Origin of the sequence: Pseudomonas sp. Marseille-P9899 (genome assembly GCF_903166565.1) — a bacterium.
GTDB lineage: Bacteria > Pseudomonadota > Gammaproteobacteria > Pseudomonadales > Pseudomonadaceae > Aquipseudomonas > Aquipseudomonas huaxiensis.
The window spans coordinates 267015-283497 of the sequence record NZ_CAESCG010000001.1; the positions used below are offsets into that span (position 1 = coordinate 267015).

Sequence of the window (16483 nt, forward strand, 5' to 3'; positions counted from 1 at the left end):
ATTTATTCGTAGCATTAAGAACAAAAATCTTTCCCAACTCGCTGCAGGCCCCGTAATACGGGGATTGTCCCTTGTTTCGTTAATTATGTTTCTTTCACGGCGTAATGAATTGCAAGTTTCGTAATGATAATTAATATCATTTGACGGTCTGTTGTTATTCCTACTGTTCAAGTCAACTACAAAGTTCATCGACTGTTTGCCTGCAAGTTATTGGTATCCCTTGTTCTAGACGCTTTTTCCGACCGGGGTCGGGGCTTGGGTCAACGCTTCGCTGGATTGTGCTGATTGCGCGTGTTGCGCCGACCGTGCGATGGCCCACTGGCCAAGCCAGTAGAGCAGGATGATCAGGTATGGCGCGGCGGCGAAGGCGCTGACGAAGCGATCGATGCCGATCAGGCTGTCCGACAGCACGAAGCTTGCGGCGCCAAACGCTGCGACGCCGCCACAGGCCAGCGCCCGCCAAAGCATGGCGCTGATGGTCAGGGCGTAGAGCGCGACCGGGATGAACAACTCGCCCAAGCCGTGATAGGCCAGCAGGCCGAACAAACCTGCGCCGCAGAGGGCAGCCAGCAGCAGGGCGCCGAAGGCCGGCGCGCGGGTTCTATCGAGATAGGCCCAGAGGTAGGCCAGGTGCGCGCAGAGAAACGCCGCCAGGCCTGCAACGAACAGATCGCCCGGCCACGCCAGGGCTATGTCGCCGATGATCGAGAAGCCCAGGCCGAGCATGATTCGCTGGCGATAGGGTGTGGCTGGCGCGGTGGTCAGCCAGAGCAGCAGTATCAGTACCGGAATCGGCTTGGCCGCCAGGGCGAGCCAGAGGTCGGCGCTGGACACTGCATATAAATAGAAGCCACCACTGAACAGCGCGAGGGCGCAAAGGGTCGCGGAGCGGGGCATGGCCGGTCCTTGTTGTTGGCGTGCACCCAAGCATAGTCGAAGGATCGCCGGGCATCCGGATGCACAAAGAACAAGGCCCGGAACCCCATCACAGGTCCCGGGCCTTGCGTGTTACCCGAATATCAACAACCGATCAGATCAGTGGAACTGCTCTTCTTCGGTGGAACCGGTCAGCGCGGTAACCGAAGACTTGCCACCCTGGATCACGGTGGTCATGTCGTCGAAGTAGCCGGTGCCCACTTCCTGCTGGTGCGCAACGAAGGTGTAGCCTTTCGATGCGTCAGCGAATTCCTGCTCTTGCAGCTTCACGTAGGCGGTCATGTCGTTGCGGGCGTAGTCGTGCGCCAGGTTGAACATGCCGTGCCACATGTTGTGGATGCCGGCCAGGGTGATGAACTGGTGCTTGTAGCCCATTGCCGACAGTTCGCGCTGGAACTTGGCGATGGTTGCGTCGTCCAGGTTCTTCTTCCAGTTGAAGGAAGGCGAGCAGTTGTAGGACAGGATCTGGTCCGGGTATTCCTTCTTGATCGCTTCGGCGAAGCGGCGAGCTTCGTCCAGGTCTGGCTTGGCGGTTTCGCACCAGATCAGGTCGGCGTAAGGCGCATAGGCCAGGCCGCGAGCGATGGCTTGGTCCAGGCCGGCACGTACTTTGTAGAAGCCTTCCTGGGTACGCTCGCCGATCACGAACGGTTGGTCGTACGGGTCGCAGTCGCTGGTCAGCAGGTCAGCGGCGTTGGCGTCGGTACGGGCCAGGATGATGGTCGGTACGCCGGCAACGTCGGCCGCCAGACGGGCAGCGCTCAGCTTTTGAACGGCTTCCTGGGTCGGAACCAGAACCTTGCCGCCCATGTGGCCGCATTTCTTCACGGAAGCCAGTTGGTCTTCGAAGTGAACGCCGGCAGCGCCTGCTTCGATCATGTTCTTCATCAGCTCGTAGGCGTTCAGTACGCCGCCGAAACCGGCTTCAGCGTCAGCCACGATTGGTGCGAAGTAATCGATGTAGCCGTCATCGCCTGGGTTCTTGCCGGCTTTCCACTGGATCTGGTCGGCGCGACGGAACGAGTTGTTGATGCGCTTGACCACGGTTGGAACCGAATCCACCGGGTACAGCGACTGGTCTGGGTACATGGACTCGGCCGAGTTGTTATCGGCAGCCACTTGCCAGCCGGACAGGTAGATAGCCTGGATGCCGGCCTTGACCTGTTGAACAGCCTGGCCGCCGGTCAGGGCGCCCATGCAGTTGACGAAATCTTTTTCAGGGCGGAAGGACGGGTGAGCGCCCTTGGTGACCAGGTTCCACAGTTTTTCCGCACCCATGCGGGCCAGGGTGTGCTCTGGCTGAACGGAACCACGCAGACGGACGACATCGGCAGCGGTGTAGGTACGGGTCACGCCTTTCCAGCGCGGGTTCTCGGCCCAGTCTTTTTCGAGGGCTGCAATTTGCTGTTCGCGTGTCAGTGCCATGGAAATAAGCCTCGTCGCATAGGTCTTGTGAAAAATGTTCGCTCTGTCGGCTGCGCTGTTGATACAGGGGCAGCACCGAATGCTCGCTGGTCAGAGGACGCTGGCGACTCAGTCTAGTCTGGCGAAGTTACGACGTTGAACGATGGTGCTCGAAAAGGGGAAGTGAGCAGGTGCTGGCGGACTGTCGGGCAGGTTGGCTCGTGGTTGCCGTGCTACGTCGATCAGGTTTTGCCATGTACCGTTGATGCGCTTCCGTCCCTCGGGACAACTTCGTTCCAGTCGCAATCTCGTCAAACCGCCTTGTGGGCTGTACAGACACGGACTCGGCTCAGGTGGGTAGGTTGGAGCGCGATCCGAAGGCCCTTGCCAGGGCCCCTGATTAGCGGGAGCGGGGCCATCATGCCTCTGCGATTTGAGGTCGTCAAATGTTTTGTAGTGGTTTTTTCACTCCACTACATCTTTGGTCTAATACGACTCATCAGTCAGTTTCAAGGCCGTTGGTCGAGGCCTTGATTTCCGTGGCTTCAGTCCAATGCGTCGACTTTTACCCGCAAAGTCATGTTTTCACCCCGTTGCGTCGAGTAGCTGATGGCCGAGGCAGAGCGGTCGGCCTGACTTTGAGCATTTACACCCGCCAAGGTGATCCACTCACCCAGCTTGCCGGTGACCTTCGTGTCGGTACTTTGTACTTTCACTACATCCGGCCGCTCCTGGCTCATCCGGTCATTGTTGGTGCTGATGTTCAGGTGAACGGTGTCGCCGGAGACGCTGGCGGTGACGTAGAAGCCTTGCGTGACGTTGCGGTACTCGGTCTGGCTTTGCACGCGACCGTAATTGTCGGTCTGCGTGCTGGTAATGGGGATGCTCTGGCCGACCTGGATCAGTGCGGGAGTGCCTTCGCTGGCTTGGATCTGTTGCAGGCCGCCTTCGCGGTTGGCGGTGCCATAGCGGATGATCCGGGCATTGCCGCGGTTGTCCTGGAAATTGCTGTCGTTGTTGTCGACGCTGATCAGCAGGCGCTTGGGCGCGGTGTCCAGATCACGAAGAAGGGTGCGAAGTTCGTCGATTTTGCCGGGTTCGGCTTTGACGATCAGCTTGTTCTCGAAACTGCTGACGGTGCCGTCCTTGCCGAGAAAGGCTTGCGCGGCGGGCAGCATTTCCGCGCTGGTGCGGTGGTTCAGGGGCAGGACTTCGGTGGCGGCCAGCGCATTCAGGCTGAGCGACAGAAGCAGGGAGGCGAGCAGGGGGCGTAGCGGCATGTCCATGATCTCCGCGGGTGGAGTGGACATGATGGCAAAGTTTCCAGGGATTGTGTGCTGGGCCGTCAACACGGCTCGGCGTCCCGACAAGTCCGCGCCTGCAATTCGTCGCAGGGGCGGGCTTGTCGGGGCGTAGAACCGTCGCGATTGGCTCGCGAATTAGAGCGCTTTCGAATCGCGAACCATGTCGACGTGAGGAATCCCCGCTTCCAGGAACTCTTCGCTGACCACGCGGAAACCCAGGCGCTCGTAGAACGCCGTGGCGTGGACCTGGGCGGTCAGCATCTGCTGGCTCAGGTCGCGGTCCTGCGCTTCGACGATGGCGGCTTGCATCAGCGCGTCGCCGACTTTCAGGCCGCGCCAGTCCTTGAGCACTGACACGCGACCGATCTGCCCGTCCAGCAGCAGGCGGGCGGTACCGATGGCGTAATCGTCTTCGACGGCGAGGAAGTGGATGGCATCGTTGTCATCCGAATCCCATTCCAGCTCTGGCGGAACGCTCTGCTCGGCAATGAACACGGCTTCGCGAATCCGGCGGATATCAGCGTTGTCCCTGTTCCAGTCGGCGAGCCGTACCTTGATCTTATTCATTGGCAAACCCCAGGCTTCCTTGCTTGATCAGCTCGCAGATCAGTTCCACGCTGAGTTCGTCGCCAAGCCATTGCGCCAGGTTCTCGGTGTGCAGGGCGTCGGCCGAGCAGATCAGCTTCAGCAGCTCGCGCAGTTCGCCCGGCAGCAGACGGCTCTGGCCGCTGGCGAACAGCAGCAGGTTGTCATCGACTTCCGACCAGGCCATGCGCGCGCTTGGGTTGCGGATAATGATCGCGCCCTGTTCCAGGCTGTCGATCAGTTCTTCTTCGCTCAGCGCTTCGCCGGCGACCATTTCCGGGTAGCGCGGCTCGGTCATGAACTGGCCGAACCAGGTCAGCAGCAGGCGCTCGTCGCCCATGTGCTCGTTGAGCAGGCTTTTCAGGCGGCCGAGTGCATCGTGCTGGATCTGATGCGGGTCGCTGACCGGCTGGGCATCGGCGTCGCTGTAGCGTTCTTCGTCGGTCAGGAACTGGCTGAGGAAGTCGGTGAAGTGGGTCAGCACTTCAGCGGCGCTCGGTGCGCGGAAACCTACCGAGTACGTCAGGCAGTTGTCTTCGGCGACGCCGTAGTGGGCCAGGCGCGGCGGCAGGTAAAGCATGTCGCCCGGCTCGAGGCTCCATTCGTCGCTTTGCTCGAAGTCGGCGAGGATGCGCAGGTCAGGGTGCTCCAGCAGCGGGCTGTCGCTGTTGCACATCTGTCCGATTTTCCAGTTGCGCTTGCCGTGCCCTTGCAGCAGGAACACATCGTAGTTGTCGAAGTGCGGGCCGACGCTGCCGCCAGGCGTGGCGAAGCTGATCATCACATCGTCGATGCGCCAGCTCGGCAGGAAGCGGAAGTGCTCCAGCAGCTCGGCGACTTCCGGGACGAACTGGTCGACGGATTGCACGAGCAGGGTCCAGTCGCGCTCGGGCAGGGTGCCGAAGGTTTCTTCGGTAAACGGACCGCGGCGCAGTTCCCACGGGGTCTCGCCATGCTCGATGACAATGCGCGATTCGACTTCTTCTTCCAGTGCGAGGCCGGCCAGTTCGTCAGCGTCGATCGGGCTTTCGAAGTCGGTGAACGCCTGGCGCACCAGCAGCGGTTTCTTCTGCCAGTAATCGCGCATGAATTCGCGAGCAGTCAAACCGCCCAACAGTTGCAGTGGAGTATCAGAATTCATGGTTAACCTATTGAAAAAAAGTAAATTTCTTTCAGCAATAAAAACGCCCGGCTCGGCCGGGCGTTAAAACGCGGGAAATGGATCAGATGCGTTTGGCTTGCGCCGCTGCGTTGCCGATGTAGTTGCCAGGGGTCAGCTTCTTCAGCTCTTCGCGAGCCTCGGCTGGCATGTCCAGGCCATCGATGAAGGTCAGCAGCGCCTCTGGGCTGATGCCTTTGCCACGGGTCAGCTCTTTGAGCTTCTCGTAGGGGTTCTCGATGTTGTAGCGGCGCATCACGGTCTGGATCGGCTCGGCCAGGACTTCCCAGCAGGCGTCCAGGTCTTCGGCGATGCGTGCGGTGTTGATCTCCAGCTTGCTGATGCCTTTGAGGCTGGCTTCGTAGGCGATCACGCTGTGGGCAAAGCCGACACCGAGGTTGCGCAGTACGGTGGAGTCGGTCAGGTCGCGCTGCCAGCGGGAAATTGGCAGTTTGCTGGCCAGGTGCTGGAACAGCGCGTTGGCGATACCCAGGTTGCCTTCGGAGTTCTCGAAGTCGATCGGGTTGACCTTGTGCGGCATGGTCGAGGAGCCGATTTCACCTGCGATGGTCTTCTGTTTGAAGTAGCCCAGCGAGATGTAGCCCCAGATGTCACGGTCGAAGTCGATCAGGATGGTGTTGAAGCGCGCGATGGCGTCGAACAGCTCGGCGATGTAGTCGTGCGGCTCGATCTGGGTGGTGTAAGGGTTGAACACCAGGCCCAGCTCGTCTTCGATGAAGGCGCGAGCGTTGGCTTCCCAGTCGATCTGCGGGTAGGCCGACAGGTGGGCGTTGTAGTTGCCCACGGCGCCGTTGATCTTGCCCATCAGGGGGACGGCGGCAACTTGCGCGATCTGCCGCTCAAGGCGGTAGACGACGTTGGCCAGCTCTTTGCCCAGGGTGGTCGGCGAGGCCGGTTGGCCGTGGGTGCGCGACAGCATCGGCACGTCGGCGAAGCGGTGGGCCAGTTCACGCAGGGATTCGGCGATCTGGCGCATCAGCGGCAGCAGCACGGCATCGCGGCCTTCGCGCAGCATCAGGGCGTGGGACAGGTTGTTGATGTCCTCGCTGGTGCAGGCGAAGTGGATGAACTCGCTGACCTTGGCCAGTTCCGGCAGCTTGGCCGCCTGCTCTTTGAGCAGGTATTCGATGGCCTTGACGTCGTGGTTGGTGGTGCGCTCGATCTCTTTGACGCGCTCGGCGTGCTCAAGGGCGAACTCATCGGCCAGGCCATTGAGTACGGCGTTGGCTTCGGCGGAGAACGCTGGAACCTCGGCGATTTGCGGGTGGGCGGCCAGGCGCTGCAACCAGCGAACTTCGACCAGGGCGCGGAAACGGACCAGGCCGTATTCGCTGAAAATGGGGCGCAGGGCCTGGGTTTTGCCGGCGTAGCGGCCGTCTACAGGGGAAACCGCAGTGAGCGAGGAGAGCTGCATGGGGTGTTCTCGGACAGTCAGGCTTTGAAAAGGGCGCATATCATACATGAAAAATGCCCCCGGGTCGGGTGGCTGACAAAAGGTATTGCCGGCCGGATCGTATATTTCGCTGGGTCGGCGCGGGCTTCGCGCCGACCTTTTACGTCTTAGCCGCGCAGCATCGGGTACAGCTCGCTGAGCAGCTTGCGCCGGCTGAAAACCAGCTGCCAGCGATGGCCGCCAAGCTGACGCCAGAGGCGCGCGGCGCGAATGCCGGCGAGCAGCAGGGCGCGAATTTTCGACGCATTGTTCGGTTGTTGCAGGTGGCGCATGTCGCCATGCACCTGGATGCGTTGGCGCAGGGTACTCAACGTATCCTGATACAGCGCGCCGCTGGAGGCGATGACGTTTTCGTGAACCAGGCCGAAATGCTCGGCCTGGGACTGGATCTGCGGCAAGCGGTTGCCGATGGTTTCCAGCATGTCGCCGCGCTTGGCCAGTTGTCGCTCAAGGCCAAGCATCGACAGGGCATAGCGCAGCGGTTCGCGCTGCAGGCTGCCGGGATCGCGTTCCAGGGCGCTGGCGAGGGCGCGGTAGCCATCGCGCAGATTGATGTCATCGCCGCCGAACACCTCCAGGGTGTCCTTCGGGTCGCGCACCAGCAGGCTGCCGAGCATGCAGCCGATATTGGCCTCGCTGGCCGAACCGGTGCGGGCGATGCGGTCAACCAGCACGGCGGCCTGGAAAACTCCGCCAAGGGCGATCAGTTGCTCCTGGGTCGGGCTCATCCGCGGGCGCTCCACGGCTCGGCGGTTTCGATCACGCCGCCGCCGAGGCAGATTTCGCCGTCGTAGAACACCACGGACTGGCCGGGTGTCACCGCGCGCTGAGGTTCGTCGAACACGGCGCGGTAGCCGTTTTCGGTGCGTTCCAGGGTGCAGTCCTGATCGCTCTGGCGGTAACGGACCTTGGCGGTCAGGCGGCGTGGCGCGGACAGATCGATCGGGTTGACCCAGAAGATTTCCGAGGCGAGCAGGGCGCGGGAGAACAGCCACGGGTGTTCATTGCCCTGGCCGACCACCAGCACGTTGCGGCCGAGGTCTTTTTCCAGCACGTACCAAGGCTCGTCGCCGGCGTCTTTCAGGCCGCCGATGCCGAGACCCTGGCGCTGGCCGATGGTGTGGTACATCAGGCCGTGGTGCTGGCCGATGACTTCGCCGTCGGTGGTCTGGATCTCGCCGGGCTGGGCCGGCAGGTACTGCTTGAGGAAATCGCTGAAGCGACGTTCGCCGATGAAGCAGATACCGGTGGAATCTTTCTTCTTGGCCGTGGCCAGGCCGTGTTTCTCGGCAATTGCACGGACTTCGGGTTTTTCCAGTTCGCCGACCGGGAATAGGGTACGGGCGATCTGCTCGCCGCCGACGGCGTGGAGGAAGTAGCTCTGGTCCTTGTTCGGGTCCAGGCCCTTGAGCAGTTCGGTGCGTCCGTCGATGTCGCGGCGGCGCACGTAGTGGCCGGTGGCGATCAGGTCGGCGCCGAGGGCCAGGGCGTAGTCCAGGAAGGCTTTGAACTTGATTTCGCGGTTGCAGAGGATGTCCGGGTTCGGCGTACGGCCGGCCTTGTATTCCTCAAGGAAGTGCTCGAAGACGTTGTCCCAGTACTCTGCGGCGAAGTTGGCGGTGTGCAGCTTGATGCCGATGCGGTCGCACACGGCCTGGGCGTCGGCCAGGTCTTCGCGGGCGGTGCAGTACTCGGTGCCATCGTCCTCTTCCCAGTTCTTCATGAACAGGCCTTCCACCTGGTAGCCCTGCTCCATCAGCAGGAGGGCGGAAACGGAAGAGTCCACGCCGCCGGACATGCCGACGATGACGCGTGCCTTTTGGAGAGCTGGTTCGGACATAGGTATGGGTGCGTATCTGGAAAAAGACGACGATTCTATCAGGCTGCGTCCTTCAAGGCGAAAACCTGCTCAGTTGCGGATCAGTGCCAGGCTGTGCAGCGGCCCGGCCAGATAGTCCTCGATGCAGCGCGGGACCAGCTCGCTGCGCCAGCGCTCGGGGTCGGCGGCCAGTTCTTCCGGGGTCATCCACACCGCGCGGACGATATCGCTGTCCAGGGCGCGATCGGCATGGTGCTTGACAGGGCGGGCGGCGAAGCAGATTCGCTGGTAGGTCACGCCGTTGCTGGGCGCGGTATAGAGGTAGATGCCGACCAGTCCGGTCAGTTCGACGTCCCAGGCGGTTTCTTCGAGGGTTTCGCGCAGGGCGGCTTCGAGCAGGGTTTCGTTGGCTTCGAGGTGGCCGGCGGGCTGGTTGAACACGTGCTTGCCGGCCTTGAATTCTTCGACCAGCAGGAAGCGGCCCTGGTCTTCGACGATGGTGGCGACGGTGATATGGGGTTGCCAGGTCATGAAAGGTTCCTGTGTGGCGAGCGCAGAAAGCAGAAGCCCCGGTGCGTGGCCGGGGCTTCCGATGTTACGTCAAGCGAACCTTAGAGTGCGGCAATCGCGCTGTTCAGGGTCTGGCTTGGGCGCATCACCTTGCTGGTCAGCTCGGCATCGGGGAAGTAGTAGCCACCGATTTCGACGGGCTTGCCTTGAACAGCGTTGAGCTCGGCGACGATGGTCGCTTCGTTCTCAGCCAGGGCTTTGGCCAGCGGGGCGAAGCGTGCCTGCAGGGCGGCATCTTCAGTCTGTGCAGCCAGTGCCTGGGCCCAGTACAGGGTCAGGTAGAAGTGGCTGCCGCGGTTGTCGATGCTGCCGACCTTGCGTGCAGGGGACTTGTTGCTGTCCAGGAACTGGCCGGTGGCCTGGTCCAGGGTGGCAGCCAGTACCTTGGCTTTCGGGTTGGCGTAGGTGTTGCCCAGGTGTTCCAGGGAAGCAGCCAGTGCCAGGAATTCGCCCAGCGAGTCCCAGCGCAGGAAGTTCTCTTCGACCAGTTGCTGTACGTGTTTCGGAGCCGAACCACCGGCGCCGGTTTCGAACAGGCCGCCGTTGTTCATCAGCGGAACGATCGACAGCATCTTGGCGCTGGTGCCCAGCTCCATGATCGGGAACAGGTCGGTCAGGTAGTCGCGCAGCACGTTACCGGTCACCGAGATGGTGTCCTGGCCGGCGCGGATACGCTGCAGCGAAACCTTCATTGCCTCGACCGGCGACAGGACACGGATGTCCAGGCCAGCGGTGTCGTGGTCTTTCAGGTACTTCTGGACTTTCTCGATCAGCACGCCGTCGTGGGCGCGTTGCGGGTCGAGCCAGAACAGCGCTGGAGTGTTGCTGGCGCGAGCGCGGTTGACGGCGAGCTTGACCCAATCCTGGATCGGCGCGTCCTTGGTCTGGCACATGCGGAAGATGTCGCCGGCTTCGACGTCCTGTTGCAGCAGCAGGTTGCCCTGGCCGTCCAGTACGCGGATGACGCCATCGGCCTTGGCCTGGAAGGTCTTGTCGTGAGAGCCGTATTCTTCGGCTTTCTGTGCCATCAGACCGACGTTCGGTACGCTGCCCATGGTGGTCGGGTCGAAGGCGCCGTGTGTCTTGCAGTCTTCGATCACGGCCTGGTAGATGGTCGCGTAGCAGCGGTCAGGAATGACAGCCTTGGTGTCTTGCAGCTGGCCTTCGGTGTTCCACATCTTGCCCGAGTCGCGGATCATCGCCGGCATCGAGGCGTCGACGATAACGTCGCTCGGCACGTGCAGGTTGGTGATGCCCTTGTCGGAGTTGACCATGGCCAGCGCAGGGCGGATGGCATAGACAGCCTGGATGTCGGCTTCGATCTGCGCCTGCTGCTCGGCTGGCAGGTTCTTGATGCGGGCGTACAGGTCGCCGATGCCGTTGTTCAGGTTGAAACCGATCTGCTCAAGGATGGCGGCGTTCTTGTTCAGCGCGTCCGCGTAGTACTCGGCAACGATCTGGCCGAACATGATTGGGTCGGAGACTTTCATCATGGTGGCTTTCAGGTGAACCGACAGCAGCACGCCCTGAGCCTTGGCGTCTTCGATTTCAGCGGCGATGAAGGCGCGCAGGGCCTTGGTGCTCAGTACGGCGCAATCGATGATTTCGCCGGCCTTGACCGAGGTTTTTTCTTTCAGGACGGTGGTGGAACCGTCTTTGCCCAGCAATTCGATACGCAGGCTGTCATCGGCTTCGATGAGGGCGGCTTTTTCGCTGCCGTAGAAGTCGCCGTTGCTCATGTGAGCGACATGGGACTTCGAGTCAGCGGCCCAGGCACCCATCTTGTGCGGGTGTTTGCGGGCGTAGTTCTTGACCGACAGTGGTGCGCGGCGGTCAGAGTTGCCCTCGCGCAGAACCGGGTTCACGGCGCTGCCCTTGATGCGGTCGTAGCGTGCCTTGGCTTCTTTCTCGGCGTCGTTGGCCGGTGCTTCCGGGTAGTCCGGAATGTTGAAGCCCTTGGCTTGCAGCTCCTTGATCGCGGCCTTCAGTTGTGGAACCGAGGCGCTGATGTTCGGCAGCTTGATGATGTTGGCTTCCGGGGTCGTCGCCAGTTGTCCCAGTTCCGCCAGATGGTCGGCCACTTGCTTTTCGGCGCCGAGTTGTTCTGGGAAGGCGGAGAGGAGACGGGCGGCGAGAGAGATGTCCCGGGTTTCTACTGCGATGTCGGCAGTAGCGGTGAAGGCTTCGACGATGGGGAGCAGCGAGTAGGTGGCGAGTGCCGGGGCTTCGTCGGTGAAGGTGTAGATGATCTTGGATCGGGTGGACATATTCGGGTTAACTCTCTGTTTTGCTGAGCGTGCTCGGGATCTCGGTAGGGCGCGCAGGGTAAGCGCTTCGCTCAGACACATCCATGAGCGGAAAGTCGAGGATCCAGGGCTGTGATGGTGGATTGCATCAGTCGAGTGTCAAACGGCTGAACCGCGGTAACAGCTCAGTCTTGTCGGGGCAGCGGGACCTGTAGCGGACATCTCGCCCCCAAGTGACCCTTGAGTCACCGGCGCAGTATACCAATTCCTTGGTCCTAATCATCAAGACGAAGATGTCGGATGACCATTTATAGACGAAAGATGTAGAGCTTTTTTCGGCTTTGTGACGGTTTTGTGGGCAAGGTTTCCGTTCGCCGTCAACTGGGTTAGGCTCTGGGGATTGCATGAAGACTACAAACCAAAAAAAGCGGAGTGCAGCATGGGATACCAGAAAATCGAGGTTCCGGCAGTCGGCGACAAAATCACCGTCAACGCAGACCATTCTCTCAATGTTCCAGACAATCCGATCATCCCGTTCATTGAAGGCGACGGTATCGGGGTAGACGTTTCCCCGGTCATGATCAAGGTGGTCGACGCTGCGGTCGAGAAGGCTTACGGCGGCAAGCGCAAGATTTCCTGGATGGAAGTCTATGCCGGCGAAAAGGCCACCCAGGTCTATGACCAGGACACCTGGCTGCCCCAGGAGACCCTCGACGCGGTGAAGGATTACGTGGTTTCCATCAAGGGCCCGCTGACCACCCCGGTCGGTGGCGGCATCCGCTCGCTGAACGTAGCGCTGCGCCAGCAGCTTGACCTGTACGTCTGTCTGCGCCCTGTCGTCTGGTTCGACGGTGTCCCGAGCCCTGTGAAGAAGCCGGGCGACGTCGACATGGTGATCTTCCGCGAGAACTCCGAAGACATCTACGCCGGTATCGAATGGAAAGCCGGTTCGCCCGAGGCCAACAAGGTCATCAAATTCCTCAAGGAAGAAATGGGCGTCACCAAGATCCGTTTCGACCAGGATTGCGGCATCGGCATCAAGCCGGTCTCCAAGGAAGGCACCCAGCGCCTGGTGCGCAAAGCCCTGCAATACGTCGTGGACAACGACCGCAAGTCGCTGACCATCGTCCATAAAGGCAACATCATGAAGTTCACCGAAGGTGCCTTCAAGGATTGGGGCTACGAGGTGGCGAAAAACGAATTCGGCGCCGAGCTGCTCGATGGCGGCCCGTGGATGAAGTTCAAGAACCCGAACACCGGCCGTGAAGTGATCGTCAAGGACGCCATTGCCGATGCCATGCTGCAGCAGATCCTGCTGCGTCCGGCCGAGTACGACGTGATCGCGACCCTCAACCTCAACGGTGACTACCTGTCCGACGCCCTGGCGGCCGAAGTCGGTGGTATCGGCATTGCCCCGGGCGCCAACCTGTCCGACACCGTGGCGATGTTCGAAGCCACCCACGGCACCGCGCCGAAATACGCGGGCAAGGACCAGGTGAACCCGGGTTCGGTGATCCTCTCCGCTGAAATGATGCTGCGCCACCTCGGCTGGACCGAAGCGGCCGACCTGATCATCAAGGGCACCAACGGCGCGATCCGGGCCAAGACGGTGACTTATGACTTCGAACGTCTGATGGAAGGCGCGACCCTGGTTTCGTCGTCGGGCTTCGGTGAAGCGCTGATCAAGCACATGTAAGCGGCATGAAAAACCGGCCAGCCCCGTATGACGAGGTTGGCCGGTTTTTTTTCGCCGCGTTGAAGGTCAGGCGTCGGCGGTGATCGGGTTTGTGGTCTTGACCTCTGTCGTGCTGGTGCTGTCACCGATGTTCACGGCATGAAGTCCCTTGGGGCCCTGGATGATGTCGAAAGTCACGGCTTGTCCGGCTTTCAGTGTTTTATAACCGTCCATCTTGATTGCCGAATAGTGAGCGAACAGATCCTCGGTCTTGCCTTCTTCATTGATGAAGCCATAGCCCTTGGCATTGTTGAACCACTTGACTTTACCGCTTGCCATCCTCATATCCCTCTGCAAAGGACTCCATCACTGGAGTATCATCCACTCCATCCGCATATAACCTGCGAAAATTCTGGTTGACTGCGCGGACCTTTATTGACCACGGTGGGTTCTTATTGGTTGTAACACCGTTTTGCTGATAGTCAAGGTCAGGCGACGGCCGTTGCCTGGCGTCGGTTCAAGCGGTCAACCCTCAACCCTAACCTGTCGAAATGATGAAATTCTTTCCATGCATGCACATAGCCAGATTCGACTAACATTCAATCAGGATCGCCCGCAATCGCATGAGGACGATGGTGCTGGCCTGGCCGTACAGGAAGCCAAGCCGGCGCTGCAGGCGCCACCGATGTACAAGGTGGTTTTGTTCAACGATGACTACACGCCGATGGATTTCGTCGTCGAAGTGCTCGAGGTGTTTTTTAACCTGAACCGCGAGCTGGCGACCAAGGTCATGCTGGCCGTCCACACCGAGGGACGGGCAGTGTGCGGATTGTTTACCCGTGACATCGCCGAGACCAAGGCCATGCAGGTCAACCAATACGCAAGGGAAAGCCAGCATCCGCTACTCTGTGAAATCGAGAAGGACGGTTAATCGCCGACCACTTGGGTATGAGGTGAAGCTATGTTAAACCGCGAGCTCGAAGTCACCCTCAATCTGGCCTTCAAGGAGGCCCGTTCCAAGCGTCATGAGTTCATGACGGTTGAACACCTTCTGCTGGCATTGCTGGATAACGAGGCCGCCGCGACTGTTTTGCGCGCGTGCGGTGCGAATCTCGACAAGCTCAAACACGATCTGCAGGAGTTCATCGACTCCACCACGCCACTGATCCCCGTCCATGACGAGGACCGTGAAACCCAGCCAACCCTGGGCTTCCAGCGTGTGCTGCAGCGTGCCGTCTTCCATGTACAGAGCTCGGGCAAGCGTGAAGTGACCGGCGCCAACGTACTGGTGGCCATTTTCAGCGAGCAGGAAAGCCAGGCTGTATTCCTTCTCAAGCAACAAAGCGTGGCTCGCATCGATGTAGTCAACTACATCGCCCACGGCATTTCCAAAGTGCCGGGCCACGGCGAACACCCCGAAGGCGAGCAGGAAATGCAGGACGAAGACGGCGGCGAAACCTCGTCGTCGAGTAATCCCCTGGATGCCTACGCCAGCAACCTCAACGAACTCGCTCGTCAGGGCCGTATCGATCCGCTGGTCGGGCGTGAGAGCGAAGTCGAGCGTGTGGCACAGATTCTCGCGCGTCGGCGCAAGAACAACCCGCTGCTGGTGGGCGAGGCCGGTGTCGGCAAGACGGCGATCGCCGAAGGCCTGGCCAAGCGCATCGTCGACGGCCAGGTGCCTGACCTGCTGTCCCAGAGCGTGGTCTATTCGCTAGACCTCGGCGCCTTGCTGGCCGGCACCAAGTACCGCGGCGACTTCGAGAAGCGCTTCAAGGCGCTCCTGGGTGAACTGCGCAAACGTCCGCAGGCGATTCTGTTCATCGATGAAATCCACACCATCATCGGTGCCGGCGCGGCATCCGGCGGTGTCATGGATGCTTCCAACCTGCTCAAGCCGCTGTTGTCCTCTGGCGACATCCGCTGCATCGGTTCCACGACCTTCCAGGAGTTTCGTGGCATCTTCGAGAAGGATCGTGCCTTGGCGCGGCGCTTCCAGAAGGTCGATGTCAGCGAGCCGTCGGTCGAAGACACCGTGGGCATCCTGCGCGGGCTGAAGGGGCGTTTCGAGTCCCACCACAGCATCGAGTACAGCGACGAGGCCCTGCGTGCAGCGGCCGAGTTGGCAGCGCGCTACATCAATGACCGGCACATGCCGGACAAAGCCATCGATGTGATCGACGAGGCGGGCGCCTACCAGCGTCTGCAGCCGGTCGAGGCGCGGGTCAAGCGCATCGAGGTGCAGCAGGTCGAAGACATCGTGGCGAAAATCGCCCGTATTCCGCCGAAGCACGTCACCAGCTCCGACAAGGAACTGTTGCGCAACCTGGAACGTGACCTGAAGCTGACCGTGTTCGGTCAGGACGCAGCGATCGATTCGTTGGCCACAGCAATCAAACTCTCGCGTGCAGGTCTGAAAGCGCCGGACAAGCCTGTCGGCTCCTTCCTGTTCTCCGGTCCGACCGGGGTGGGCAAGACCGAGGTAGCGCGGCAACTGGCCAAGGCGCTGGGTGTCGAGCTGGTTCGCTTCGACATGTCGGAGTACATGGAGCGGCATACCGTGTCGCGCCTGATTGGTGCGCCTCCGGGTTATGTCGGTTTCGACCAGGGTGGTTTGCTGACCGAAGCCATCACCAAGCAGCCGCACTGCGTGTTGTTGCTCGATGAGATCGAAAAAGCGCATCCGGAAGTCTTCAACCTGCTGCTGCAGGTCATGGACCACGGCACCTTGACGGACAACAACGGGCGCAAGGCGGACTTCCGCAACGTGATCGTGATCATGACCACCAACGCCGGTGCCGAGACTGCGGCGCGTGCTTCTATCGGTTTCACGCACCAGGATCACTCGTCCGATGCGATGGAAGTGATCAAGAAGAGCTTCACGCCGGAGTTCCGCAACCGCCTGGACACCATCATCCAGTTTGGTCGCCTGACTCACGAGACGATCAAGAGCGTGGTGGACAAGTTCCTCACCGAGCTGCAGGCGCAACTGGAGGACAAGCGTGTCCTGCTGGAAGTGTCCGATGCAGCGCGCAGCTGGCTGGCGGTTGGCGGCTACGATGCGCAGATGGGGGCTCGTCCGATGGCCCGGCTTATCCAGGACAAGATCAAGCGGCCGCTGGCCGAGGAAATCCTGTTCGGGGAATTGGCCGACCATGGCGGTGTGGTGCACATCGATATCCGCGACGGCGAACTGGTCTTCGATTTCGAGACCACGGCCGAAATGGCCTGATGGCTTGCTCGCGGGGGTTCGCCCCCGCAGCAGGTTCACTGCTTTGTTAAAGACGAAAAAAAGCCCGGCGATTGCCGGG

At 60.8% G+C, this 16483-nt stretch carries 14 protein-coding genes; 3 read left to right on the forward strand and 11 right to left on the reverse strand.

Features of this window, described 5'->3' with window-relative positions; all coding sequences use genetic code 11:
- Window positions 1–225: 225 nt before the first annotated feature.
- The 10 genes from HWV67_RS01270 to HWV67_RS01315 all read right to left on the reverse strand — a co-directional run bounded on the left by HWV67_RS01270 (window position 226) and on the right by HWV67_RS01315 (window position 11518).
- Window positions 226–897, reverse strand: coding sequence for a lysoplasmalogenase (locus tag HWV67_RS01270; RefSeq protein ID WP_175649576.1), 672 nt, complete (start codon window positions 895–897; stop codon window positions 226–228).
- A 138-nt stretch (window positions 898–1035) separates the two neighbouring features.
- Complete coding sequence (aceA, locus tag HWV67_RS01275) at window positions 1036–2361, reverse strand: isocitrate lyase (RefSeq protein ID WP_095157271.1); 1326 nt, start codon at window positions 2359–2361, stop codon at window positions 1036–1038.
- A gap of 524 nt (window positions 2362–2885) precedes the next feature.
- Complete coding sequence (locus tag HWV67_RS01280) at window positions 2886–3650, reverse strand: secretin N-terminal domain-containing protein (RefSeq protein ID WP_175649577.1); 765 nt, start codon at window positions 3648–3650, stop codon at window positions 2886–2888.
- A 129-nt stretch (window positions 3651–3779) separates the two neighbouring features.
- On the reverse strand, window positions 3780–4211 hold the full coding sequence (locus HWV67_RS01285; protein WP_110973217.1) for a GNAT family N-acetyltransferase: 432 nt from the start codon (window positions 4209–4211) through the stop codon (window positions 3780–3782).
- The gene (locus tag HWV67_RS01290) at window positions 4204–5370 is read right to left on the reverse strand and encodes a ribosomal protein uL16 3-hydroxylase (protein ID WP_175649578.1); all 1167 of its coding nucleotides are present in this window, start codon (window positions 5368–5370) and stop codon (window positions 4204–4206) included. The genes HWV67_RS01285 and HWV67_RS01290 overlap by 8 nt, the downstream gene beginning before the upstream one ends.
- An 82-nt stretch (window positions 5371–5452) precedes the next feature.
- On the reverse strand, window positions 5453–6823 hold the full coding sequence (gene purB, locus HWV67_RS01295; protein WP_175649579.1) for an adenylosuccinate lyase: 1371 nt from the start codon (window positions 6821–6823) through the stop codon (window positions 5453–5455).
- Window positions 6824–6969: 146 nt separating this feature from the next.
- The gene (gene hflD, locus HWV67_RS01300; RefSeq protein ID WP_095157278.1) at window positions 6970–7590 is read right to left on the reverse strand and encodes a high frequency lysogenization protein HflD; all 621 of its coding nucleotides are present in this window, start codon (window positions 7588–7590) and stop codon (window positions 6970–6972) included.
- Complete coding sequence (gene mnmA, locus HWV67_RS01305; protein ID WP_095157280.1) at window positions 7587–8702, reverse strand: tRNA 2-thiouridine(34) synthase MnmA; 1116 nt, start codon at window positions 8700–8702, stop codon at window positions 7587–7589. Before mnmA ends, hflD begins: the two co-directional genes overlap by 4 nt.
- Before the next feature lie 69 nt (window positions 8703–8771).
- Window positions 8772–9212 (reverse strand): NUDIX hydrolase, encoded by a 441-nt coding sequence (locus tag HWV67_RS01310; RefSeq protein WP_110973214.1) that lies wholly within the window; start codon window positions 9210–9212, stop codon window positions 8772–8774.
- A gap of 80 nt (window positions 9213–9292) precedes the next feature.
- Window positions 9293–11518: an NADP-dependent isocitrate dehydrogenase gene (locus tag HWV67_RS01315; protein ID WP_175649580.1), complete on the reverse strand. Its 2226-nt coding sequence runs from the start codon at window positions 11516–11518 to the stop codon at window positions 9293–9295.
- 418 nt (window positions 11519–11936) lie between these two features.
- On the opposite strand from HWV67_RS01315, the gene icd reads away from it, so the two are divergent.
- On the forward strand, window positions 11937–13193 hold the full coding sequence (gene icd, locus HWV67_RS01320) for an NADP-dependent isocitrate dehydrogenase (RefSeq protein WP_095157286.1): 1257 nt from the start codon (window positions 11937–11939) through the stop codon (window positions 13191–13193).
- A 66-nt stretch (window positions 13194–13259) separates the two neighbouring features.
- Here icd and cspD read toward each other — a convergent pair whose 3' ends face one another.
- On the reverse strand, window positions 13260–13511 hold the full coding sequence (gene cspD / locus HWV67_RS01325; RefSeq protein ID WP_095157288.1) for a cold shock domain-containing protein CspD: 252 nt from the start codon (window positions 13509–13511) through the stop codon (window positions 13260–13262).
- Between the two features lie 229 nt (window positions 13512–13740).
- Between cspD and clpS the strand changes: the two genes are divergently transcribed.
- On the forward strand, window positions 13741–14103 hold the full coding sequence (clpS, locus tag HWV67_RS01330) for an ATP-dependent Clp protease adapter ClpS (RefSeq protein ID WP_045188377.1): 363 nt from the start codon (window positions 13741–13743) through the stop codon (window positions 14101–14103).
- A 30-nt stretch (window positions 14104–14133) separates the two neighbouring features.
- Entirely contained in the window at window positions 14134–16404 is a 2271-nt protein-coding gene (clpA, locus tag HWV67_RS01335) for an ATP-dependent Clp protease ATP-binding subunit ClpA (RefSeq protein ID WP_175649581.1), read from the forward strand.
- Window positions 16405–16483 lie beyond the last annotated feature (79 nt).